Source organism: Rathayibacter sp. VKM Ac-2762 (assembly GCF_009866585.1).
Classification (GTDB): domain Bacteria; phylum Actinomycetota; class Actinomycetes; order Actinomycetales; family Microbacteriaceae; genus Rathayibacter.
Window position 1 is genome coordinate 1,676,837 of record NZ_CP047419.1, and the last position, 23,450, is coordinate 1,700,286.

Genomic DNA, 23,450 nt, shown 5'->3' on the forward strand with positions numbered 1-23,450 from the left:
GCGCAGGACTCCCGCGGCCGACTGCGCCGCGGTCGTCCATCTGAAGGAGCCCCGCATGTCAGGCAACAGAGCCGTCGCCTACAAGTCCCCCGGAGTCGTCGAGGTCATCGACATCGACTACCCCACCTTCGAGCTGAAGGACGGACCCGGCGTCAATCCGGCGAACATCGGGCGGAAGCTGCCGCACGGCGCCATCCTCCGCACCGTCTCCACCAACATCTGCGGCTCGGACCAGCACATGGTCCGCGGCCGCACCACCGCTCCGTCGGACCTCGTGCTCGGCCACGAGATCACCGGCGAGGTCGTGGAGGTCGGCCCCGACGTCGAGTTCGTCAAGGTCGGCGACATCGTGTCCGTGCCGTTCAACATCGCCTGCGGCCGCTGCCGCAACTGCAAGGAGCGCAAGACCGGCATCTGCCTCAACGTGAATCCGGACCGCCCGGGCAGCGCGTACGGCTACGTCGACATGGGCGGCTGGGTCGGCGGGCAGGCCGAGTACGTGATGGTCCCCTACGCCGACTGGAACCTCCTGGTGTTCCCGGACCGCGATCAGGCGCTCGAGAAGATCCTCGATCTGACGATGCTCTCGGACATCTTCCCGACGGGCTTCCACGGCGCGGTGACCGCCGGAGTCGGCGTCGGGTCCACGGTCTACGTCGCAGGAGCGGGACCGGTCGGACTGGCCGCGGCGGTCGGAGCGCAGCTGCTCGGAGCGGCCGTCGTGATCGTCGCTGACCTCAACGAGGAGCGTCTGGCGCAGGCGCGCTCCTTCGGCTGCGAGACGGTCGACGTCTCGAAGGGCGATCCGGCCGGCCAGATCGAGCAGATCCTCGGCGTGCCCGAGGTCGACTGCGGAGTGGACGCCGTCGGCTTCGAGGCGCACGGCAACGGCGCCGACTCGGGGAAGGAGGCGCCGGCGACGGTGCTGAACTCGCTGATGTCGATCACCGCGGCGGGCGGCGCCCTCGGCATCCCGGGCCTCTACGTCACGGGTGACCCGGGCGGAGTCGACGAGGCGGCCCAGGAGGGCTCGCTGTCGATCCGCCTCGGGCTCGGCTGGGCGAAGTCGCTGTCCTTCACCACGGGCCAGTGCCCTGTCATGAAGTACAACCGGCAGCTGATGATGGCGATCCTGCACGACCGGGTCCACATCGCCGACGCGGTCCAGGCCACCGCGATCAGCCTGGACGACGCTCCCCGCGGCTACGCCGACTTCGACAAGGGCGCCGCGAAGAAGTTCGTGCTGAACCCGAACGGCTACCTGGGATGACCGACGGGGCGGGTCCTGCCCAGGGCCCGCCCCGAGCCCCGGGAGAATGGACGGGATGAGCGCGCACGGGCACGAGGCGACCGACTGGGACGAGGCCAGGCGGATCGTCGGCGAAGCGGTGGCGCGCTCCGGCGTCTCGACCGTCCCCCTCCTCGACGCCCGCGGAGCCGTCCTCGACCGCGCCGTCACCGCCGCCCGGCCGCTCCCCCACTACGACTCCTCGGCCATGGACGGCTGGGCCGTGCGCGGACCCGGGCCCTGGCCGCTCGAGGACGGCACCGCCGCGCCGATCGTCACCGGAGCCGCCGTGCCCGACTGGAGCGACGCGGTGCTGCCGTCCGAGCAGGGCGCGGTCCGCGACGACCTGCTCACGGCGCGGGCGCCCCTCCCGCCCGGCCGCCACGTCCGGCGCGCGGGCGACGAGGCCGCCCGCGGAGCCGTGCTGGTCGATGCCCGGACCCGCCTCACTCCCGCGCACCTCGCCCTGCTCGCGGTCGCCGGGATCGACGCGCTCGACGTCCGCCCGCCCGCCGCGGTCGACCTGCTCCTCACGGGGGACGAGGTCGACACCGAGGGGATGCCGCCCGCCGGACGGGTGCGCGACGCGTTCACGCCGCTGCTGCCCGCGCTGGTCGAGCTCTCGGGCGGAGCCGTGGGAGAGATCGTGCGCCGCGGCGACGACGAGGAGGCGATCGCACGGACGCTGCTGGCGGGCACGGCGCCGATCCTCCTCACGACGGGCGGGACCGGGCGCTCCCGGGTGGACGCGGTCCGTCGCGCCCTCGATGCGGTGGGCGCGCGCGTCCTCGTCGACGGCGTCGGAATGCGCCCCGGCCACCCGACCATGGCTGCGCTGCTGCCGGGAGGGACGCTGGTGATCGCGCTGCCGGGCAACCCGCTCGCCGCCCTGCTCGCGGCGGTCTCCTTCCTGCCGCCGGCCCTCGACGCGGCGTCCGGCGCCGCTGCCCCGCCCCTCGGCCGGGGCGTCCTCGCCGAGCCGCTCGGGCGCGCGGGGACCACGGTGCTCGTGCCCGTCTCCTCCGGCGAGGACGGCTGGCGGGCCTCCGCCGGCATCCGCTCGCACATGCTCACCGGTCTCGCCGCCTCGGAGGCCGTGGCCGTCGTGCCCGCACCGGGAGCGGCAGCGGGCGACTCGGTGCGCCTGCTGCCGCTGCCCTGGTGAGGCCTACGCCGCCGGTTCGAGGCGGATCACGACCGACTTCGAGGTCGGCGTGTTGCTGATCTTCGCGGTCGAGTCCAGCGGCACGAGGACGTTCGTCTCGGGGTAGTAGGCGGCCGCGCAGCCGCGGGGCGTGTCGTACGCCACGACGCGGAACGCCTCCGCCCGCCGCTCGACGCCGTCGGGCCACTCCGAGACCAGGTCGACCATCGCGCCGTCCGCGAAGCCCAGCTCGGCGACGTCGGCGGCGTGGACGAACACCACCCGGCGGCCGTCGTGGATCCCGCGGTAGCGGTCGTCCTTGCCGTAGATCGTGGTGTTGAACTGGTCGTGCGAGCGCAGCGTCTGCAGCAGCAGCCTGCCCTCCGGCACCCGCGGGTACTCGAGCGGATTCGCGGTGAAGCGGGCCAGGCCGGAGGGGGTGTCGAAGCGGCGCGAGTCGCGCGGCGGGTGCGGGAGGACGAAGCCGCCGGGCACGTCGATCCGGGCCTCGAAGCCGTCGAAACCGGGGACGACGTTGGCGATGTGCGAGCGGATGCGGCGGTAGTCGTCGCGCAGTCCCGCCCAGTCGACCCGGGGGACGTTCTCGCGGCCCTCGAGCAGCCGCTCCGCGATCCCCGTGAGGATCGCCACCTCCGAGCGCAGGCCCGGGCTCGGCGGGCGCAGGCGGCCCCGGGAGGCGTGCACGGCGCTCATCGAGTCCTCGACCGTGACCCGCTGCTCGCCCGAGCGCTGCACGTCGGAGTCGGTGCGGCCGAGGGTGGGCAGGATCAGCGCGCGCCGGCCGGTGACCACGTGCGAGCGGTTGAGCTTGGTCGAGACGTGGACGGTGAGGGCGAGCGAGCGCATCGCTGCCTCCGTCACTCCGCTGTCGGGCGTCGCCCGGGCGAAGTTGCCGCCGAGCCCCATGAACACGCGGGCCTTCCCGTCGCGCATCGCCCGGATCGCGGCGACCGTGTCCGTCCCGTGCACGCGCGGGGAGGAGAAGGAGAACTCGCGGTCGAGCGCGTCGTGGAAGGAGTCCGGCATCCGCTCGAAGATGCCCATCGTGCGGTCGCCCTGCACGTTCGAGTGGCCGCGCACCGGGCAGACGCCCGCGCCGGGCTTGCCGATGTTGCCGGTGAGCAGGAGCACGTTGACGACGTCCTTGAGCGTCGCGACCGAGTGCGCGTGCTGCGTGAGGCCCATCGCCCAGCAGACGACGGTGCCCTCGGACGCCGCGATCAGCTCGGCGACGGTGCGGATGCGCGTCTCGTCGATCCCGCTCGCCCGCTCGATCTCGTCCCACTGGACCTCCCGCAGCCTGTGGAGGTACTCGGCGAGGCCGCCGGTGCTCTCGCGGATGAAGGCGTGGTCGAAGACGTCGCCGCGCGACTCCTCCGCCTCGAGCAGCGCCTTGCCCAGACCCTGGAACAGGGCCTGGTCGCCGCCCAGCCGGACCTGGAGGAAGTGGTCGGCGAGGGCCGTGCCGTCGCCCAGGGTGCCGCGGACGGTCTGCGGGTTCTGGAAGCGGAGCAGCCCCGCCTCCGGCAGCGGATTCACGGCCACGATGGTGCCGCCGGCGCGCTTGGCGCGCTCCAGCGCGGTCAGCATCCGCGGGTGGTTCGTTCCGGGGTTCTGGCCGGCGACGATGATCAGCGGTGCCCGCTCCACGTCGCGCAGGCTCACCGAGCCCTTGCCGATCCCGATCGTCTCGGTGAGGGCGGAGCCGCTGGACTCGTGGCACATGTTCGAGCAGTCGGGCAGGTTGTTCGTGCCGAAGCCGCGGACCATCAGCTGGTAGACGAAGGCCGACTCGTTCGAGGTCCGACCGGACGTGTAGAAGATCGCCTCGTCGGGGCTCGCGCAGGCGCGCAGCTCCTCGGCCACGAGGTCGAGCGCCTCATCCCAGCCCACCGGCCGGTAGTGCGTCGCGCCCTCCTCGAGCAGCATCGGCTCCGTGAGCCGGCCCTGCTGGCCGAGCGCGAAGTCGTCCCACTCCTCCAGCTCCGCGACGGGGTGCGCGGCGAAGAACGCCGATGTGACGGTGCGGAGCGTGGCCTCCTCGGCGACCGCCTTCGCTCCGTTCTCGCAGAACTCGGCGACGTGGCGCTTGTCGCCCTCCGGCCAGGCGCAGCCCGGGCAGTCGAATCCGGTCTTCTGGTTCACCCGCAGGAGCGTCTCGGCGCTGCGCACCGGGCCCATCTGCTTGAGCGAGATCTCGAGGGCGTGGGCGACGCCGGGGATCCCGACGGCGCGTCTCTTCGGCGACCGGACGGAGAGGCGGCTCTCGTCGATCGGACTCTCGCGGGGCTCGGCGTCATCGACCATTCCTGCATCGTACGTCCGCACCCCGGCATCGCTCCCGGTTCCCGGTGGGAGGATGACCTCCACCGCCTGAGGAGACCCATGAGCCGCAGTGTCGCCCGCACCCGCCTGACCGCCGTCCGCGCCGACGATCCGCCCCGCCGTCGCGAGGACGTCCTGGCCGTCGAGGAGCCGCTCGAGATCCGCGTCGGCGGACGGCGCTTCAGCGTGACCATGCGCACGCCCGGCGACGACTTCGACCTGGTCGCGGGATTCCTGGTGTCCGAGGGGGTGCTCACCGAGTCGGAGCAGCTCGCGGCGATGCGCTACTGCGCGAGCGGCTCCGGGCCGGGCGAGAACACGTACAACGTGGTCGACGCGAGCGTCCGCGGCGGGCGGGAGGCCGTGCTGCTCGAGCGCGAGCGGTCGGTGTACACGACGAGCTCGTGCGGAGTGTGCGGGCTCGCGTCGCTCGAGGCGGTCGCCACCGACTCGGCGTGGAGCGTCGCGGAGGACGACCTGCGGGTCGAGCGGGAGCTGCTGGTCTCGCTCCCCGATCGGCTCCGCGAGGCGCAGGCGGTGTTCGAGCGGACGGGCGGCGTCCACGCGGCCGGGCTGTTCGACGCGGACGGCTCGCTGCTGGTGCTCCGGGAGGATGTCGGGCGGCACAACGCCGTGGACAAGGTGGTCGGCTGGGGGCTCCGGGAGGGCCGGCTGCCGTTGCGGGGGACGCTGCTGCAGGTGTCGGGGCGCGCCTCGTTCGAGCTGGTGCAGAAGGCCGTGATGGCCGGCATCCCCCTGCTCGCCGCGGTCGGTGCCCCGTCGTCGCTGGCGGTGGACCTGGCTCGCGACTCCGGCCTCACCCTGATCGGCTTCAGCCGCGGCTCCGGCTTCAACCTCTACGCGGGCGACGCGCGCCTGCTGCCCTGAGCCGGGGCTCCTCGGCCGGCTCCTGCCGATGGAGCAGCCCGCGCAGCAGCCGCATCGAGATCCCCCTCGTACTCGGTGGCTCTCGACACGCCGCGTCCCGGGGCTACTCGACCAGCGAGGGTCGCCGCGTGTTCGGCAGAGGGCGCGACCCGGAATCGCGTGCGAGCGATTCAGGGCAGCCCGACAAGACCCGCTCTGCGCAACGCAGGCCCAGGAGAAGCCGACCGCGGTCGTGCAGCGGGCCACCGCTGCACGACGAGCGAGCACCGCCGCGTGCCAGCGATTCAGGGCAGCCCGACGTACCCGGCTCTGCGCGATGCAGGCCCACGAGAAGCCGACCGCGGTCGCGCAGCGGGCCACCGCTGCACGACGAGCGAGCACCGCCGCGTGCCAGCGATTCAGGACAGCCCGACAGGAGCCGCTCCACGGGAGCCGCCACCCCCGGAAGCCGACCGCGAGTCGTGTCGCGGCTGCGCCGCTACACGACCGACAAGGACTGCCGGGCGATCTCCAGCTCCTCGTTCGTGGGGATGACGAGGACGGCGACGCGGGAGTCGTCGGTGGAGATGCGGCGGGCGCCGCGGTCGGAGGACGTGTTGCGCTCGGGGTCGAGCTCGATGCCCAGGCCCTCGAGGCCGCGGAGGGCGCCGGCGCGGACGGCGGCGACGTTCTCGCCGACTCCCGCCGTGAACACCACGGCGTCGACGCGGCCCAGCTGGGCGTAGAAGGCCCCGATGTAGTGGCGGAGGCGGTGGTAGTAGACCTCGAGCCCGGCGCGGGCCTGCTCGTCGCCGGCCTCGGCCGCCTCCTGGACGTCGCGCATGTCGCCGCGACCCGTGAGGCCGAGGAGGCCGCTTCGGCGGTTGAGGAGGGTGTCGAGCTCGTCGATCGAGAGGCTCGCCTTGCGGGCCAGGTGGAAGACGACGGCCGGGTCGAGGTCGCCGGAGCGGGTGCCCATCACCAGGCCCTCGAGCGGGGTCATGCCCATCGAGGTCTCGACGGAGACGCCGCCGTCGACGGCGCAGGCGGACGCTCCGTTGCCCAGGTGCAGGACGATCGTCTTCAGGTCGGAGCGGCGGCGGCCGAGGTAGGCGGCGGCGGCCTCCGAGACGAACTTGTGCGAGGTGCCGTGGAAGCCGTAGCGGCGGACGCGGTGCTTCTCGGCGAGCTCGGCGGGAAGCGCGTACGTCGACGCCTCGGCCGGGATCGTGTGGTGGAAGGCGGTGTCGAAGACGGCGACGTGCGGGACGTCCGGGAAGGCCTTCTGCGCAGCCTCGATGCCCTCGAGGTTGGCGGGGTTGTGCAGCGGGGCGAGGTCGGCGAGGTCCTCGATGTTGATCTTGACCAGGTCGGTGACGACGGTGGGCTCGAAGAAGCGCTTGCCTCCGTGCACGACGCGGTGGCCCACGGCGACGGGAGGGAACTCGTCGAGGCTCGGGCCGTGCTCGCCGAACGCGCGGATCATCGCGTCGAAGCCGGCGGTGTGGTCGGGGATCGGCCCCTCGATCTCGAACGACTCCCCGTCGCGGGTGTGCTTCGTGCGGCCGGTGTCCTCGCCGATCCGCTCGACGAGACCGCTGGCGAGCGTCTCCTCGGTGGTCATCTCGATGAGCTGGTACTTGAACGACGACGATCCGCTGTTGACGACGAGGACGACGGACATGAGGGGACTCCTGGGGTGATCGGGGTCGGGAGTGGCAGCGGCGGGGTCGCCGCTAGCGCACCACGGGGATGGCGGCGGTGGGCGGGACGATGGCCTGGGTGGCGGCCTGGATGGCCGTGATCGCGACGGTGTTGACGATGTCCTGCACGAGCGCGCCGCGCGAGAGGTCGTTGACCGGCTTGCGCAGACCCTGGAGGACCGGTCCGATGGCGACGGCGCCGGCCGAGCGCTGCACGGCCTTGTAGGTGTTGTTGCCCGTGTTGAGGTCGGGGAAGATGAACACCGTCGCGCGCCCGGCGACCTGGGAGCCGGGCATCTTCGAGGCCGCGACCGCCGCGTCGGCCGCCGCGTCGTACTGGATCGGGCCCTCGACGAGCAGGTCGGGCCGGCGCTCGCGCACCAGAGCCGTCGCCGCGCGGACCTTCTCGACGTCGGCGCCGGCTCCGCTCTCGCCGGTGGAGTAGGAGAGCATCGCGATGCGGGGGTCGATCCCGAACTGCTGGGCTGTCTCGGCGGACGAGATCGCGATGTCGGCGAGCTGCGCCTCGGTGGGGTCGGGGTTCACCGCGCAGTCGCCGTAGACCAGCACGCGGTCGGCGAGCGCCATCAGGAACACGCTCGAGACGACGGAGACGCCCGGGCTCGTCTTGATGATCTCGAAGCCGGGGCGGATGGTGTGCGCGGTCGTGTGCGCGGCTCCCGAGACCATCCCGTCGGCCAGGCCGAGCTGCACCATCATCGTGCCGAAGTAGGAGACGTCCGTGACGGTGTCGTAGGCGTGGTCGTAGGTGATGCCCTTGTGCGCGCGGATGCGGGCGTACTCCTCGGCGAAGCGCGCGCGGTGCTCGGGGTCGAGGGTGCTCAGCACGCGCGCGCCGTCGAGGTCGAGGCCGAGGCCCGCCGCACGGGCGCGGATCTCGGCCTCCTCGCCGAGGATCGTGAGCCGGGCGATGCCGCGCTTGAGCACGGTCGCGGCGGCACGGAGGATCCGGTCGTCGCCGCCCTCGGGCAGGACGATGTGGCGGTCGGCGATGCGCGCGCGCTCGATCAGCCCGTACTCGAACATCAGCGGCGTGACGACCTCGGACCGGCCGACGTCGAGGAGGGTGAGCAGCTCGACCGCGTCGACCGCCTCCTGGAAGAGGGCGAGGGAGGTGTCGCGCTTGCGCGGGGAGTCGGCCGCCAGGCGGCCGCGGGCCGCGGTGACGCGGACGGCGGTGTCGTAGGTGCCGAGCTCGGTCATCACGATCGGCACGCGGCTGTCGACGCCCTCGATCAGCCGGACGATCGGCTCCGGCAGCTCGAAGCCGCCGTTGAGGATGATGCCGGTGACGGTGGGGAACGTGCCGGAGGCGTACGCCATGATCACGGCGAGGACGACCTCGGGCCGGTCGCCGGGGACGATCACGACGCCGCCCTCGGTGAGCCGCGGCAGGACGTTCACCATGGACATGCCGGCGATCACCACGCCGAGCGCCTCGCGGCCGAGCAGCTCCGGATCGCCCGCGACGACGACGCCGTCGACCGCCTCGACCAGGCGGGACAGGCTCGGAGCGACGAGGAACGGATCCTCGCGGATCGCCCAGACCGGGACGGTGGCGGGGATGCTCTCGCGGATCGCGGCGACGGCGTCGGCGGCGGTGTCGGGATCGGCGCGGTTCGCGATCACTCCGATGAGGCTCGCGTGGGCCGTGCGGAGCTCGACCGAGGCGAGCTCCGTGATCTGGCGCATCTCCTCAGGCGTGCGCGCGGGAGCCTGGCCCAGCTGCTCGCTGCGGGACGAGTCACGGCCGGTGAGGACGAGCAGGACCGGAGCGCCGAGGTTGGCGGCGATGCGGGCGTTGTAGCCGAGCTCGGTGGGGCTGCCGACGTCCGTGTAGTCGGAGCCGAGGATGACGACGGCGTCGCACCGGGCCTCGACGCCCTTGTACCGCTCGACGATCCGCGAGAGCGCCGCCTCGCCGTCGGCGTGGACGTCCTCGTAGGTGACGCCGATGCAGTCCTCGTAGGCGAGGCCCGAGTCGGAGTGGCCGAGCAGCATCTCGAGCACGTAGTCCGGCTCGGAGGTGGAGCGGGCGATCGGGCGGAAGACGCCGACCCGCTGCACCTGGCTGCTGAGCGCATCGAGGACGCCGAGGGCGACCGTGGACTTGCCCGAATGACCTTCGGCGGACGAGATGTAGATGCTCTGAACCATCGGATCCAGCCTACCGAGGGGGTCCCTCCGCCTGGCTGAGTAGAGGCCAGGGATGGGAGGGCGTGCATGGCGCGCGGCTGTGAAGGAGCGTCCGCAGTCGGTAGGGCCTCGTAGCGGCTGTGCGGCGGTCCATCGGCGGAGCAGGCGGGCCGGTTAACGGAAGGAGACCCCCCGCGCACCCGCCAGAGCCCGGTTACCCTTGCTGCGTTTCCGCCCTGGGGGAGTTGGCCTGGATGGCGCCACGCGGGGAGCCGGGTGACAGTCTAACCGACGACGGCGGCCGAGGAGAGCGGGGCGTGTCGGGGTCGTGGTCAGCGGGAGCCTCCGACACCGGCTAGTATCGATGAGTCGCGGCTCAGGTCGTGCCAGGAGGATTCGCCTAGTGGCCTATGGCGCACGCTTGGAAAGCGTGTTGGGTGAAAGCCCTCGGGGGTTCGAATCCCCCATCCTCCGCGAACGGTGTCCGTTGCTCTCGCCAGCACGGGCACCGTTTTGTTTAACCGGTGCGGCCGATCGTCGGAGCCCGGTCGACCGGTGGAGGCGTCGATCGGAGCGGCCCACTCACGCAGCGCCGGGTTCGCCCTGCCGGGGCACACCCGGCTGCAGCCGACGACGTCGCGCCGAGCAGGCGCCGCCGATCGTTCGGCGCGCGCCGGGCGTGCGGGATCAGCCGTAGAGGTGGTTCGTCCGCGCGCAGGAGTCGGAGCAGAAAGCGCCACGGCGGGCGACGAGCGGGGCCGAGCAGGCGGCGCAGACGGGGCGGAAGAAGAGTTCGGCTATGGATCGCGACATGGTCCGACCGTAGGTGCCGGTCCCGGATCGTGCCCGTCGCCATCCGTAATACGACACCGCGGACGACAGGGCGGCGATACGGACCGGCCGACGACGCCGACCGTCAGTCGGCGATGCGCTCGAGCCATTCGTCGAGCAGGAGCCGCTCCCCCGCGCTGAGGGGCTCGATCTGCGGCAGCGCCGTCCGCAGGGCGACGGCGTGCGCGACGACCGCACGGGCGGCGGGATCGGTGGGGCCCGCCTCCGCCGTGGTGATCGCCGCGAGGACGGACTCGCGCGAGCGGGACGAGAGCTCGTCGTCGGGGTCGGCGAGGGCGGTCAGCGTGAGGGTGCAGCCGAGCGCGGCCGACTGGAGCAGGCGGGAGGCACGCTCGACGTCGACGGTGAGGCGGCCGGCTTCGGCGACGGCCCGGACCGCGTCGAGGAGGACGCCGCGGGACAGGCGCGCCGCCTCCGACTCCTCCCCCGGCCGCGCGGTGAACATCAGCGCGTAGAGGTGCGGTTCGGCGAGTCCGAAGGCGACGTGGTGATCCCAGGCGGCACGGAGCGCGTCGGCCGGGTCGGCCGGCGCCTCGCTCCGCTCGAAGTCGGCGAGGGCCGTGGCGAATCCGGCTGCCGCGGCCGAGTCGAGCAGCCCGCGCAGGTCGCCGAACGTCCGGTAGATCGTGGGGGCCTGCACTCCCGCCGCCGCGCTGATCGCCCGCGTCGACACCGCGTCCCGCCCGCCGTCCGCCAGCAGCTCGACCGTCGCTCGGAGGATCCGCTCCCGCGTCGTCCCGCTCTCACTCATGCTACCGACGCTAACACGCTTCCGTTAGCGCCTCGTCTCCCCGAGCGGCCCGGGTCGCGTCAGCGCCGTCGGGCGGTCCCGAAGATCCCGCGGACCACCTCGCGCAGCAGCGTCCTGCCGGCGCTCGAGCCCAGCACCTCCTCGACGACCGTCTTGTCGCGGCGGGTGGTGCGGGTCCCGCGGGAGGTCGGTGCCGTGCGCCGTCGGGAGCGCTCGGCGGCCTGGTCGGCGGCGCGCTCGGCGGCGGCCCGCTCCTTCGCGCGGCGGGCGGCGTCCGCGGTCTCCTCCTTGGCGCGACGCGCGTCCTCCTTCGCGCGGCGGGCGTCGTCGGCGGCCTGCTGCTCGGCGGCGGCGCGGGCCTCCTCGGCGTCGGCGGCGGCGTCGAGCCGGCGGGTGAGGATCTCGCGGGCGGAGTCGCGGTCGAGGGGCGTGCCGTAGCGCGCGAGGAGCGGGGACCTCTGGACGCTCGCCTCGCGGTCGGCCTCGGGGGTGGGCTTCATCGAGCCGAGCGGGGCGCGGAGACGCGTCCAGGCGACCGGGGTCGGGGCGCCGCGCTCGTTCATGACCGTCACGATCGCCTCGCCGATGGGGAGCGCCTGGAGGACCTCGCCGAGGTCGTAGTCGCTCTCGGGGTAGGTCGAGACGGTGGCGCGGAGGGCCTTGGCGTCGTCCGGCGTGTGCGCGCGGAGCTGGTGCTGCACGCGGGAGCCGAGCTGGGCGAGGACGTCGCCCGGCACGTCCTTCGGGGTCTGCGTGACGAAGACGATGCCGACGCCCTTGGAGCGGATGAGGCGCACGGTCTGGGTGATCGCGGCGAGGAAGTCCTTCGACGCGTCGCGGAAGAGCAGGTGCGCCTCGTCGAAGAAGAACACCAGCTTCGGCTTGTCGAGGTCGCCGACCTCCGGCAGGTCGTTGAAGAGGTCGGCGAGCAGCCACATCAGGAAGGTGGAGAACAGAGCCGGTCGGTCGGCGACTCCGGGGACCTCGAGGAGGCTGACGACGCCGCGCCCGTCGGCGGCGAGGCGGAGGAACTCGGCCGTGTCGATCTCGGGCTCGCCGAAGAACACGTCGGCGCCCTGGTCGGCGAACGCGATCAGCTCGCGGAGGATCACGCCGGCGGTCGCCTTGGACAGCCCGCCGAGCTCGGCGAGCTCCGCCTTGCCCTCGTCGCCGACGAGGTAGGTGAGCACGGCGCGGAGGTCGGACAGGTCGACGAGCGGGAGACCGGCGCTCTCGGCGTAGTGGAAGACGAGACCGAGGCTCGACTCCTGCGTGTGGTTGAGGCCGAGCACCTTCGCGAGCAGCAGCGCGCCGAATCCCGTCACGGTGGCGCGGACGGGGACGCCGGTGCCGATGCCGCCGAGCGCGAAGTACTCGGCGGGGGCCGCCTCCGCCCGCCAGTCCTGGCCGATGCCGCGGGTGCGGGCGAGCAGCGCGTCGGTCGCGGTGCCCGGAGTGGCGAGGCCGGAGAGGTCGCCCTTGATGTCCGCGGCGAAGACGGGGACGCCGTGGGCCGAGAGCTGCTCGGCGAGGACCTGCAGCGTCTTCGTCTTGCCGGTGCCGGTCGCGCCGACGACGAGGCCGTGCCGGTTGAGCATGCCGAGCGGGATGCGGACGGGCACGTCGATCCGCGCGTCGCCGTTGACGAGGGCGCCGAGCTCGAGGGCCGGGCCGGTGAACGCGTACCCGGCGCGCACGGCGTCGACGGCGCTCTCGGGGAGCGGACCGGGGGCCGGGGCGGGCGCCGAGGGGGTGGGCGGAGCATCTGCATCCGGAGCGATCGGACCGGAAGCGACGGCGTCCGGAGCGACGGCGTCCGGAGCGACGGGAGCAGCGGACTGCTCCGCTCCGCTCCCCGACGCCGCCACCAGCCGCACGTCGTCCGCGACGGCCTCCGCCTCCTCCGGGCCGGCCGCCGCGTTCAGCGCCGCGGCCGCCGCCTCCGCTCGCATCAGGGCCTCGGCGGCCTCCGCCTGCAGTCGGCGGGCGGCCTCCAGGGCCGCGCGCGCCTCGTCCCTCGCCGAGGCGAGCCCGTCGTCGTCACTCATGGGCTCAGCCTAGGTCGGCGGCGCCGGTCAGTCCTCGCGGACGTGCCAGGACTGTCCGTACCCGCCGTCGGCCTCGGGGCGGGCCATCAGCTCGAGGAACGGGTCGGCGCTGAACGCCTCCGGCCCGAGCACTCCGGCGCCGGTCCACACGCCGGTCGCGAGGAGCTCGAGCGCGACCACCGGGTTGAGCGCCGTCTGCCAGACCACGCACTGGGTGCCGTACTCGGCCATCGTCCACTCGTTGTCGCTCACGTGGTAGAGGTACACCTCGCGGCGGGCGCCGTCCTTCGTGCCCGAGACGAAGAGGCCGGCGCAGGTCCTGCCCGTCATCCGCGGGCCGATGCCGGCGGGGTCGGGCAGGGCGGCGGCGACGACGTCGCGCGGCGAGACCTCGACGGGACCGCCGGCCGAGCGGACCCGCAAGGGCTCGGTGCTGTCCAGGCCGAGGAGGTGGAGGGTGCGCAGGACGCCGATGAACTGCTCGCCGAGGCCGTACTTGAAGGTGACCTTCTTGGCGTCGAGCCAGCGCGGCATCAGCAGCACCTCCTCGTGCTCGACGTTCACGCACTCGACCGGGCCGATGCCCTCGGGGAACTCGAACACCTCCGGCTCCGAGAAGGGGGCGGTGGTGTACCAGCCGCGGTCGCGCTCGAACACCACCGGCGGGTTCAGGCACTCCTCGATCGTGGTCCAGATGGAGAAGGACGGAGCGAAGATCTCGCGGCCGTCCGCGTCGTGCACGACGAGGTTCGCTCCGTCCCGCACTCCGAGCTCGTCGATCTCGTCGAAGAGGTGGTCGGAGGCGTAGCGGGCGAAGACGTCGGAGAGTCCCGGCTCCACGCCCATGCCCACCAGGGCGAGGCGGCCGCGGGAGGACCACTCCTCCGCCGCGGCGAACTGCTCGTCGCCGAGCTTGAGCCCCGTCAGCTCGTGGGGCCGCTCGGGGTGCGGGAGCGAGAGGCTCATCGCCATGTCGAGGTAGTCGGCCTCGGCGGCGAGCGCTCCGGCGAAGATCGTCGGGACGAAGCGCGGCTCGACGGCGTTCATCACGTGGGTCGCCCCGTGCGCGCGGGCGACGGTCTCGACGTTCTCGGCGTCGGAGGCGTCGATCCGCGCGGCGACGAAGCGGTCGTCTGCACCGTGCCGCTCCGCGATCCAGGCGACCGTGCGCTCGGCGCGAGCGAGGTCGTAGTCGCAGACGATGATCTGCTCGAAGAAGGAGCGGCGCGCGGCGATCTTCGCGAAGGCGTCGCCGACGCCGCCGGCGCCGACCAGGAGGATTCTCATGGGGACACCGTAGCGACGGATCGCGTCGTCCACCATGCCGAGCACCGACGGAATCGGAGCGGAGCGCGCCTTCCGGCCACCGGATCCGTCATAGGGCGGCCCGCTCCCCCCGCTCGAGCAGGCGGAGGAAGCCGGAGAGGTGCCCGAGGCCGGTCAGCGAGGTCGGGAGCGACGCGGCGAGCGCCGGCGAGTGCACCAGGTACGCCGCCCACTTCGCCCGCGAGACCGCGACGTTCAGGCGGTTGGGCAGGAGGAGGAACTCCATTCCGCGCGGGACGTCGGCCCCGGAGGACGCGGCGAGCGACACGATGGCGACCACCGCCTCCCTGCCCTGGAAGAGGTCGACAGTGCCGACCGGCGTCTCCTCGAGGCCCGCGGCGTCGAGGGCGGTGCGGAGGAGCCCGCCCTGGGCGTTGTAGGGCGCGACGACGATGACGTCGGCCGCGGTCAGCGTCCGCTCGCCGTGCTCGTCGGTCCAGGCGCGGCCGACGAGGGAGAGGGCGATCTCGACGACGCGCCTCGCCTCGTCCGGCGAGGAGGTGGTGTCGCCCGCGTGCTCGACCGGGACGGAGTGCACGCCGGGCTCGACCCCCTCGAGGTGACGCACCTGCGGCGCCCGCGACCGCAGCGCGCCCTCGTAGGAGAGCTCGGAGACGGCATCGGAGAGCGCCGGGTGCATCCGGTGGGTCTGCGCGAGGAAGTAGCCGTATTCGGGCGGGAGGACGTCGTGCCCGTCGGCGAGCCAGCCGAGCGCCGACTCGTCGACCGGCTCCGGGTGCGCGCCCTGGCTCACCTGGGGCAGCTGCTGCGGATCGCCGAGCAGGAGCAGCCGCTGGGCGGAGACGGCCGACGCGATCGTCGGGGCGAGCGAGAACTGCCCGGCCTCGTCGACCACCAGGAGGTCGAGCGAGCGGCGCGGCACGGTGACCGGGTTCGCGAAGGTCCAGGCGGTGCCGCCGATGACGCAGCCGCCGCCCTCCTCGAGGACCGCGGTGAGTGCCGCCGCGTTCTTCACCGGCGCCCAGGGCGCCGCCTCGAGCGCCTCGGGCGGCGTGCCGTTCTTGGGCACCTTCGCCACCCTGGAGGGATCGACGCCGCGGCCGACGACGGCGCTCAGCACGTTCTCGACCACCGAGTGCGATTGGCCGACCACGCCGATGCGCCAGCCGTGCTCGTTCACCAGCCGTGCGATCACGTGGGAGCCGACGTAGGTCTTGCCGGTGCCGGGCGGACCCTGCACGGCGAGGGTCGCCCGCTCGAGTCCGAGCAGAGTGGTGACGACCGCGCCGATCACGTCGTCGCCCTGCACCGGAGCGACGGCTCCCGGCGGCACGCGGCGGAGGACGTCGAGCGTCGGGTCGGCCAGCATCGCGGGCAGCGCGTCGAGGACCTCGCCGCCCCACTCCGCGATCGCCTCGGGCTGGGGCGCGGCGCGCGGCGGCGGCGCGGGGGCGAGGGCGACCGGAGCGTCGTCGTGCGGATCCTCCCCCGCCTTCAGGCCCTCCTTGAGGAGCAGGACGATCCGCTCCCCGTCGTCGTCGACCGCGAGGATCTCGGAGCGCTCGGAGGCGCCGCGCAGACCGGGACCGGGCGAGGGCGCACCGGGGGGCGCCGGGGCCTCGTAGACCAGGTACGGCGACGAGCCGGTGCCGAGCCGGCTGCCGGGAGCGAGCCGGCCGAGGATCCGCAGCTCGCGCGACTGCGTGCGGGCGCGCGGGAGCTTCGCCCAGTCGCGGACGACCTCGACCCGGTCGATCATCACGACGTCGCGGGTGTCCGCCCACTCGTCCAGCGGCTGCCGGAGGCGGTCGAAGTGCTCCTGCCAGAAGGTCTTGGCCTCGCGGCGGTGGTAGTCGATCGCCGCGCCGGCGAGGGCGAGCGCGGTCTGGTCGGCCGTGCGCTCGCGCGGCTCGATCCCCTCGACCTGCGCCAGCAGTGCGACCGCGACCGGGTGCGGCTCGCGGGGCACGGGGATCTCGACCTCGAGCAGCGGCGGCAGCTCCTCGCGCGGCGGAGCGAGCTCCAGGAGCCAGTCGCGCAGGCGGAGCGTGGAGCGGCAGTCGTAGGCGTTGTACTCGGCGACGAGGTCGAGCCCGCGCTGCCCCTCGACAGGATCGGCCCTCTGTGCGGCGCGCGCCTCCACGTACATCTCGATGCTGTCGGTGGCGTTCGTGACGCCGGACGCGTCCCGCTCCTCCTCGCCCATGTAGAGCGGCTCCAGCTTCTTGAGCGAGTAGCTGCGCGAGCCCACGCGGAGCGCCCGCCGCACCACCGGGTACAGGTCGACCAGGACGCCGTCGCGCAGGAGCGCGTCGACCTCCTCCTCGCCGACCCCGTGGCGGAGCGCGAGCGAGAGCAGGTGGCTGCGCTCGTAGGAGGCGTAGTGGTAGACGTGCATCCGGGGGTGCTCGGCCCGGCGCGCCCGCAGGAGCGCGAGGAAGTCGAGGAGCGCCCGGCGCTCGGCCGCGAGGTCGTGCGCCCAGAGCGCGGTGAAGCGCTCCTGGTCGTCGACCATGCCGAAGAGGTAGTCGAGGCCCCACTCGCGGTTGTCCTCGGTGTAGAGCGGGTCGCCCTCGAAGTCGAAGAAGAGGTCGCCCGGATCGGGCGCGGGCAGCCCGGCGAGCACGGAGGCGTCGATCACCTCGACGGCCGGCACCGGCGAGGACTCCGACCGCAGCTGCAGCCGCGCCTGGGCGCGCAGGCCCTCGAGCGTGCCCACGCCCAGCCCGGGGACGGGGCCGTCGTGCTCGGCGAGCGCGTCGAGGGTGAGGACGCCGGCCGCCGTGAGCTTCGCCCGCTGGTCGAGCCGCATCCCGGCGACGAGGATCGGATCGCGGTGCGCCTGGACCTCGGGCGCGCAGACCGAGCAGCGTCCGCAGGAGGGGTAGCGCGGATCGCCCCACTCCAGCGGCTCGTCGGCGGCGAGGCGCTCGTCGAGCACGGCGCGGAGCCGGGCGCGCTGCACCCGCTGGACCGGGGCGACGACGGCCAGCTCGTGGCTGGTGACGGAGCCGTCGCCGAGCACGAGGTGCACCTGCTCCCCCACGCGGATGCCGCGCGCCTGCATCTGCTCGGCGTAGGCGGCGAGCTGCAGCAGCGCCGGGATCTTCGCGTGCCGGGCGAGCTTGGTGTCGTAGACCTCGTAGGCGCCGTCGGCGGTGCGGAGGAGGAAGTCCGAGAAGCCCAGGAACTCGCCGTCGAAGAAGGTGGCCTGGTAGAGCACGTCGACCCCGGCGCGCATCGCCTCGACGGCCGCCTCGGCCGCCGCGGGGTAGCCGGCGGGCTCGGGGCGCTCGAACTCGAGCACCTCGTGCGTGCGCTTCAGCTCGGCGAGGAAGCGGTGCTCGTGCTCGTCGCCGAGCACCGCGGTGCGCTCGAGCATCCCGTCCCTCTCGGCCTCGAGGCGCGGGGCGCGGCCGAGCAGGGCGTCGAACCGGCGGAGGACCGCCCACTCGCAGGCCGCCCAATTGGACAGGTCGGTGGGGCTCGTGACCACGCGGCCGGACTCCAGGTACACGCGACTCCTTCCGCGACCACCGGGCGGCGATCGGCTCCAGGCTAGGGCGCCCCTCCGACACTCGTGCGGCTGCGGCCACCACCCGCACCGCTCCGGCTCCGCGTGGCAGGCTGGGCCGATGACCCGCGCGCGCTTCGAGATCATCCCGGCCGACGACATCGGCGAGCGCGCCGCGCGGGCGTTCCCGGACCCCTCCGCGGTGACGCTGACCGTGACGAGCCTGCCGAAGCACGGGACCGAGCGGACCGTGGACTGCGCGGTCGCGCTGGCCGGGCGCGGGTTCCGCGTGGTGCCCCACCTGGCGGCGCGGAACGTCGAGGGCCGCGCCGCACTCGAGCGGGTCCTCGGGCGGATGGGCGAGGCGGGGATCGACGAGGCGTTCGTGATCTCGGGCGACGCGTCCTCGGCGGCCGGCACCTACTCCACGAGCCTCGAGCTCATCCGCGACGCCCGCGAGATCTCACCCGGGCTGGCCCTGGACATCGCAGGCTATCCCGAGGGCCACCCGCACCTCTCCGACGAGAGCATCGAGCGGCACCTGCGCGAGCGCGCTCCGTTCATCCGCTCGATCGTCACGCAGATGTGCTTCGACGTGGACGCGGTGGTCCGCTACGCCGATCGGCTCCGCGAGACGGGGATCACGTCCGATCTGTGGGCGGGCGTGCCGGGGCCGGTCGAGCGCTCGCGGCTGCTGACGCTGGGCGCGCGGATCGGAGTGGGCTCCTCGCTCGGCTTCCTGAAGCGGAGCACCTCGGTGGCCGGCGGGCTCCTCCGCGGACGCCGCTTCGACCCGTCCGCGTTCGTCGCGCGCCTGGAAGCGGCGGCGGGCGACCGCCTCGCGGGCCTGCACGTCTACACCTTCAACGAGCTCGACTCCCTCGCCGCCTTCGGCTGATAGGCGAGCCTCCGCGCTCCTCGGGCGCCGATCCTCGGGGCCTCGAAGCCCTCGCGCGGAGAGAACTGCGCCGGTCAGGTGGTGCGGCGGATCCAGATCGGCGGGTGCGGGAGCTCGGCCTCGGTGCGCAGGCGGCCGGCGAGCGGGGCCCAGACCACGAGCGCCACGCCGATCCCGAGCAGCAGGCCGCCGACGGTGTCGCTCAGCCAGTGGGCGCCGAGGTAGGTGCGGCTCGCCATCATCGCCACGGTGTAGAGGAAGCCCGCGATCCAGACCCACAGCAGCGGGAACACCAGGGCCAGCACCATCGCCGTCGTCGCCGCGTTGGCGGTATGGCCGGACGGGAAGGAGCCGTAGTCGCTGGTGACGAGCATGTCGGCCGGGCGGGCGCGTCCCACCAGCTCCTTGACGAGCTGGGTGGCGCCCACGCTGACCAGCGCGGCGATCGCGTAGTAGAGCGCGGCCCACCGCCTGCGGAACACCAGCAGCACGGCGACGATGCCGAGCGGGATGAGCGTCGTGCCGACGAGCCCCGCTCCGACCGTGTTCATGACGAGGGCCGGGATGTCCCAGACCGGCGAGCGGTGCTCGACGATCTCGTCCATCCACTCCACGTCGAAGCGGAAGGCCGAGGTGGGGCGGAAGGCGATCAGCACGGCGAGGAGCACCGTGAGCAGGATCGCGAGCGACGCGGAGATCAGCGGCCAGCGGCGGGAGACCCGGTGGGCCGCCTCCTTCGTCAGCAGCCGGGCGGCGACGTCGTCGGACGGCACCTGCTCGCGCATCCGCGCACGCTGGACGGCGTCGGGGCGCGCGATTCCGGGCTCGGTCGACAGGCGGTCGTCGCGGTGATCCATCCGGACATGATGCCGTCACCCGGCGTTCCCCCGCTGGGGGTTGCGGGGCGGCTCGGCCGACCGTTCGGAAGACCGGCGTCCGCGCGGCGGGGTTCATGTCAGGGTTCGAGCGGCCTTGCGGATCCCCGGCCTTCCCCCGCGGGGGTCTCGCGGCGCGGCTCAGCCGGCCGCGCGGGCCAGGCGGGCGGCGCGGAGGGCGTCGAGCCGGGTCGGCTCGGAGGAGCGGGCGAGGAGCCGCGCGGCGACGGCGCTCACGCGGGAGTCGTCCGAGGCGGAGGCCCGTTCGAGGGCGGCGGCCGCGTCGGGACCGGTGATCGAGCCGAGCGCCATCACGGCCGAGACCGCGAGCGCGGAGTCGTCGCTGCCTGCGGCCCCGTCCAGCGCGTCGACGGCAGGACGCGCGTCGTCGCCCAGGTAGCCGAGTGCGGCAGCGGCGTGACGCCGGACCGGCGCGGACCCCTCGCGGAGGGCCTGCTCCAGACCGGGGACGGCCGCGGCGCCGAAGGAGGCGAGGACGTCGGTGAGCACGTTCTGCGCCTCCGCGTCGTCGTCGCCGAGCAGGCCCAGCAGGACCGGCAGCGCGCGCTCGTCGCCGAGGCGGCCCAGCGCGAAGCGGGCCTTCGCGGCGACGGCGGGCTCGGAGTCGGCGGCCAGCGGGGCGATGTCGTCGAGCGTCGCCGGGTCGAGGATCTTGCTGAGCACGTGCAGCGCCTGCGTGCGCACCCGGGGCTCGCGGCCGAGCGCCTCGCGCGCGACGGGGACGGCGGCGGAGCCGAGGCGGCCGAGCGACCAGGTGAGCACGTCGCGGACGAAGAAGTCCGGCTCCTCCCACAGGTGCGCGGCGAGGGGCTCGGCGGTGGCGGGCTCGGCGAGCTCGCCCAGGGTCATCGCCGCGCGGAGGCGGACGTCGCGGTCGGGGTCGGAGAGCTCGGCGAGCAGGGCGGAGGAGTCGCGGGAGGACATGGGAGGGGACTGTAGCAGCGGCGCTCGGGAGCGGATCCAGCGAGGGCCGGAGCGCCCGGGAGGAGCCGCAGGAGCGGGGCGTGCCGGACCGCCGGGACCCGGAGCCGAGCGCTCAGTCCTGCAGCGCCGGGACGCTCCTCGGCCGGACGATCAGCCAGAGCGCCAGGATCGACACGGTCGCCGTCGCCATCATCACCACGGCCATCGGCACGGCCGAGCCGGCGCCGAAGACCCCCGAGATCGGCGACAGCAGTCCGGCGGTGCCGAAGTTCACCGCTCCGAGCAGCGACGCGGCCGTCCCCGCCTCCCGGCCGTGGTTGACCAGGCCGAGGACCTGCACGCACGGGAAGCTGAAGCCGCAGGACGCGATGAAGAACCACAGCGGGACGAGCGTGCCCCAGAGCCCCAGCCCGAGCACGTCGAAGAGGGCGATCAGGCCGGCGGAGGTGAACAGCGTCAGCGTCGTGATCGCGAGGATCCACTGCGGCCCGATCCTCCGGCTGAGGTAGGAGGACGCCTGCACGCCGAGGACGACGCCGAGCGAGTTCACGGCGAAGAGCAGCCCGTACTGCTGCGCGTCGAATCCGTAGAGGCCCTGGAACAGGAACGAGGAGCTGGAGAGGTAGGTGAACAGGCCGGCGAAGGTCATGCCCCCGATCACCGCCACTCCGAGGAACACGCGGTCGCTGAGGACGGCCCGGTAGCGCTGCACGAGCGAGCGGTGCTCGCGCTCGTGTCGGGCGGCGCGGGGCCGGGTCTCGACGACGAGCAGGCCGACGGCCGCGACGACCAGCACGCCGTAGGCGGCGAGGAAGACGAAGATCCCGCGCCAGTCCATGATCAGCAGCAGCTGCGAGCCGATGACCGGCGCGAGCACGGGCGCGAGGCCCGACACCAGGGCGAGCCGGGACAGCATCCGCACCAGCGGGCGTCCGCCGAAGAGGTCGCGGACCATCGCCATCGCGACCACGCCGCCCGCCGCCGCACCGGCTCCCATCAGGAAGCGGAAGACGCCGAGCGTGACGATCTCGGGGGCGAGCGCCGCGCCGACGCAGGCCAGGACGTGCAGCGAGGTGGCCAGGAGGATCGGCAGGCGCCGGCCGACCGCGTCGCTCCAGGGGCCCACGACCAGCTGGCCGAGCGCGAAGCCGAGGGTCGTGCCGGTGAGGGTCAGCTGGACCGCCGCCTCCGACACGTTCAGCTCGCTCTGCAGCGCGGGGAACGCCGGCAGGTAGAGGTCGATCGTGAACGGCCCGAGGGCGGTCAGCGAGCCGAGGACGATCACGTAGACGAGGCGCTGGCGGGCCGTCAGGGCGTCGCCCGGGTGACGGTGCACCGGGAGGGAGGCGGTCGGAGTCGAGGCGGGAGTGGACACGGAGTGCCTTCCTGCGCAGGGCGCAGCGGGGTGGGAGGGAGGGGTGCGGCCGGTGTCGTCCTCGGCGCGGGAGCGGACCTCGTCGGCTCCACGCCGCTCGGTCGAATCAATTCGATCATGCGTCGGACAGCGGCGCCACCCCTCGGCCCGCCGTCGGGTCAGACCGGGTGGAGCGGAGTGCCGAGCGGGTCGGCGAGCAGGCGCTCGAAGGCGAGCTCGGCGGCGCCCAGCATGAGCAGATCGGCGCCGAGCTCGGTCCGCACGATGCGCACGGAGTCGAGCGCGACCCGGAAGGGGCCGCCGCGGCCCAGGCGCTCCTCCAGGAACCCCGGCGCGACTCCGATCAGCGCCCCGAGGAAGCCGCCCAGCACCACGAGCTGCGGGTTGAACACGTTGATCACGTTGCGCAGGGCGACCGCGAGGTGCCCGAGCTGGCGCTCGACCTCGGCGCGGACGGCCGGGTCCTCGGAGGCGGCGAGCGCCTCCTCCAGCCGCTCGCTCTCGTCGAGGCCGAGCACGGTGAGCAGCTCGGCGCGGCCGACCTCGGTCTCGAGGCAGCCGACGGCACCGCAGTGGCAGTCGATGCCCGCGCTGTTGACGAGGGTGTGGCCGATCTCCCCCGCGTAGCCGTCGATGCCGTGCAGAGGCGCGCCGCCGACGATGACGCCGGCGCCCACTCCGCTCGCGCCGCCGTTGAGGTAGACGAGGTGCGAGACGTCGCGGCCGGCGCCGAGGACGCTCTCGGCGAGCGCACCGAGGTTGGCGTCGTTCGCCGAGAGGACGGGTAGGCCGGTCGCGTCCGCGAGCATGCGGGAGAAGGGCTCGTCGTCCCAGCCGAGGTGCGGGCCGACCCGGACGAGGCCGTCGGCGTCGCGGACGAGGCCGGGCACGGCGACGCCGATGCCGACGGTCCGCGTCTCCTCGGGCAGCTCGGCGAGCAGCTCGGCGACCGCCTCGGCCGCCAGACGGGCCGCGGCCTCGGCGGTGGGGACGGAGGCGGAGCGGCGGATGCGGCGGCGGACGACGGCGTCGACCCCGACCACGGCGACCGTGACGGCGTCGATCTCGGGGTTCACGGCGAGCGCGACGACTCCGGGATCGGCCTCGACGACGGGGCTCGGCCGGCCGACCTGGTTCGGCGTGGCGGGCTCGCGCTCGCGCACGATGCCGAGCTCCACCAGCTCGCCGACCAGCGCCGCGATCGTGGAGCGGTTGAGGCCGGTCAGGCGGGTCAGCTGCGAGCGGGAGCGGGGGCCGCCGCGGTGCACGAGGCGGAGGATCGCCGAGAGGTTGTGCCGCCTGACGCGGTCGAGGTTGTTGCCGCGCGTCGCGTGGTCGGGCATCCGCGGTCTCCTCTGCTTGCGGGGGTCAGCCTAGCCGGGGGCGGGGCCGGGGTCTCG

At 73.7% G+C, this 23,450-nt stretch carries 15 protein-coding genes, 1 tRNA gene and 1 other RNA gene; 5 read left to right on the plus strand and 12 right to left on the minus strand.

The features are described 5' to 3' along the window. Nucleotides 1–55: 55 nt before the first annotated feature. Nucleotides 56–1,270 (plus strand): formaldehyde dehydrogenase, glutathione-independent, encoded by a 1,215-nt coding sequence (gene fdhA, locus GTU71_RS07920; protein ID WP_104225123.1) that lies wholly within the window; start codon nucleotides 56–58, stop codon nucleotides 1,268–1,270. Nucleotides 1,271–1,325: 55 nt separating this feature from the next. Continuing rightward, the gene (locus GTU71_RS07925) at nucleotides 1,326–2,453 is read left to right on the plus strand and encodes a molybdopterin molybdotransferase MoeA (protein WP_159939616.1); all 1,128 of its coding nucleotides are present in this window, start codon (nucleotides 1,326–1,328) and stop codon (nucleotides 2,451–2,453) included. 3 nt (nucleotides 2,454–2,456) lie between these two features. Here GTU71_RS07925 and GTU71_RS07930 read toward each other — a convergent pair whose 3' ends face one another. Continuing rightward, a complete protein-coding gene (locus tag GTU71_RS07930) occupies nucleotides 2,457–4,760 on the minus strand; it encodes an FdhF/YdeP family oxidoreductase (RefSeq protein ID WP_159939617.1) in 2,304 nt (767 codons plus the stop codon). A 78-nt stretch (nucleotides 4,761–4,838) separates the two neighbouring features. Between GTU71_RS07930 and fdhD the strand changes: the two genes are divergently transcribed. Continuing rightward, nucleotides 4,839–5,666: a formate dehydrogenase accessory sulfurtransferase FdhD gene (fdhD, locus tag GTU71_RS07935; RefSeq protein ID WP_104225120.1), complete on the plus strand. Its 828-nt coding sequence runs from the start codon at nucleotides 4,839–4,841 to the stop codon at nucleotides 5,664–5,666. A gap of 478 nt (nucleotides 5,667–6,144) precedes the next feature. Here fdhD and GTU71_RS07940 read toward each other — a convergent pair whose 3' ends face one another. The 3 genes from GTU71_RS07940 to ffs form a co-directional block, all read right to left on the minus strand. Beyond that, on the minus strand, nucleotides 6,145–7,329 hold the full coding sequence (locus GTU71_RS07940) for an acetate kinase (protein ID WP_159939618.1): 1,185 nt from the start codon (nucleotides 7,327–7,329) through the stop codon (nucleotides 6,145–6,147). A gap of 52 nt (nucleotides 7,330–7,381) precedes the next feature. Continuing rightward, nucleotides 7,382–9,526: a phosphate acetyltransferase gene (pta, locus tag GTU71_RS07945; RefSeq protein WP_104227473.1), complete on the minus strand. Its 2,145-nt coding sequence runs from the start codon at nucleotides 9,524–9,526 to the stop codon at nucleotides 7,382–7,384. 159 nt (nucleotides 9,527–9,685) lie between these two features. Further along, nucleotides 9,686–9,782: signal recognition particle sRNA small type (gene ffs, locus GTU71_RS07950), an RNA gene on the minus strand. Nucleotides 9,783–9,894: 112 nt separating this feature from the next. Between ffs and GTU71_RS07955 the strand changes: the two genes are divergently transcribed. Beyond that, nucleotides 9,895–9,979, plus strand: a tRNA-Ser gene (locus GTU71_RS07955). A 442-nt stretch (nucleotides 9,980–10,421) separates the two neighbouring features. Here the strand turns inward: GTU71_RS07955 and GTU71_RS07960 are convergent. The 4 genes from GTU71_RS07960 to GTU71_RS07975 form a co-directional block, all read right to left on the minus strand. Continuing rightward, nucleotides 10,422–11,108, minus strand: coding sequence for a TetR/AcrR family transcriptional regulator (locus GTU71_RS07960; RefSeq protein WP_159939619.1), 687 nt, complete (start codon nucleotides 11,106–11,108; stop codon nucleotides 10,422–10,424). 59 nt (nucleotides 11,109–11,167) lie between these two features. Next, a complete protein-coding gene (locus GTU71_RS07965; RefSeq protein ID WP_104329700.1) occupies nucleotides 11,168–13,156 on the minus strand; it encodes a helicase HerA-like domain-containing protein in 1,989 nt (662 codons plus the stop codon). Between the two features lie 27 nt (nucleotides 13,157–13,183). Continuing rightward, complete coding sequence (locus GTU71_RS07970) at nucleotides 13,184–14,443, minus strand: saccharopine dehydrogenase C-terminal domain-containing protein (protein ID WP_104251121.1); 1,260 nt, start codon at nucleotides 14,441–14,443, stop codon at nucleotides 13,184–13,186. Between the two features lie 88 nt (nucleotides 14,444–14,531). Next, nucleotides 14,532–17,960, minus strand: a complete 3,429-nt coding sequence (locus tag GTU71_RS07975) for a bifunctional RecB family nuclease/DEAD/DEAH box helicase (RefSeq protein WP_159939620.1) — start codon at nucleotides 17,958–17,960, stop codon at nucleotides 14,532–14,534. A gap of 118 nt (nucleotides 17,961–18,078) precedes the next feature. On the opposite strand from GTU71_RS07975, the gene GTU71_RS07980 reads away from it, so the two are divergent. Beyond that, nucleotides 18,079–18,855: a methylenetetrahydrofolate reductase gene (locus GTU71_RS07980; protein WP_159939621.1), complete on the plus strand. Its 777-nt coding sequence runs from the start codon at nucleotides 18,079–18,081 to the stop codon at nucleotides 18,853–18,855. Nucleotides 18,856–18,929: 74 nt separating this feature from the next. Here the strand turns inward: GTU71_RS07980 and GTU71_RS07985 are convergent, their stop codons facing one another. From GTU71_RS07985 to GTU71_RS08000, 4 genes are all read right to left on the minus strand, one after another. Then, nucleotides 18,930–19,712 (minus strand): phosphatase PAP2 family protein, encoded by a 783-nt coding sequence (locus GTU71_RS07985; RefSeq protein ID WP_244229597.1) that lies wholly within the window; start codon nucleotides 19,710–19,712, stop codon nucleotides 18,930–18,932. A gap of 159 nt (nucleotides 19,713–19,871) precedes the next feature. Further along, the gene (locus GTU71_RS07990; RefSeq protein WP_104234526.1) at nucleotides 19,872–20,675 is read right to left on the minus strand and encodes a HEAT repeat domain-containing protein; all 804 of its coding nucleotides are present in this window, start codon (nucleotides 20,673–20,675) and stop codon (nucleotides 19,872–19,874) included. 112 nt (nucleotides 20,676–20,787) lie between these two features. Further along, nucleotides 20,788–22,050: a multidrug effflux MFS transporter gene (locus GTU71_RS07995; protein ID WP_104258263.1), complete on the minus strand. Its 1,263-nt coding sequence runs from the start codon at nucleotides 22,048–22,050 to the stop codon at nucleotides 20,788–20,790. A gap of 158 nt (nucleotides 22,051–22,208) precedes the next feature. Next, nucleotides 22,209–23,393 carry an ROK family transcriptional regulator gene (locus tag GTU71_RS08000; protein ID WP_104227455.1) on the minus strand — a complete coding sequence of 395 codons (1,185 nt, stop codon included), beginning with the start codon at nucleotides 23,391–23,393 and terminating at the stop codon, nucleotides 22,209–22,211. Nucleotides 23,394–23,450 lie beyond the last annotated feature (57 nt).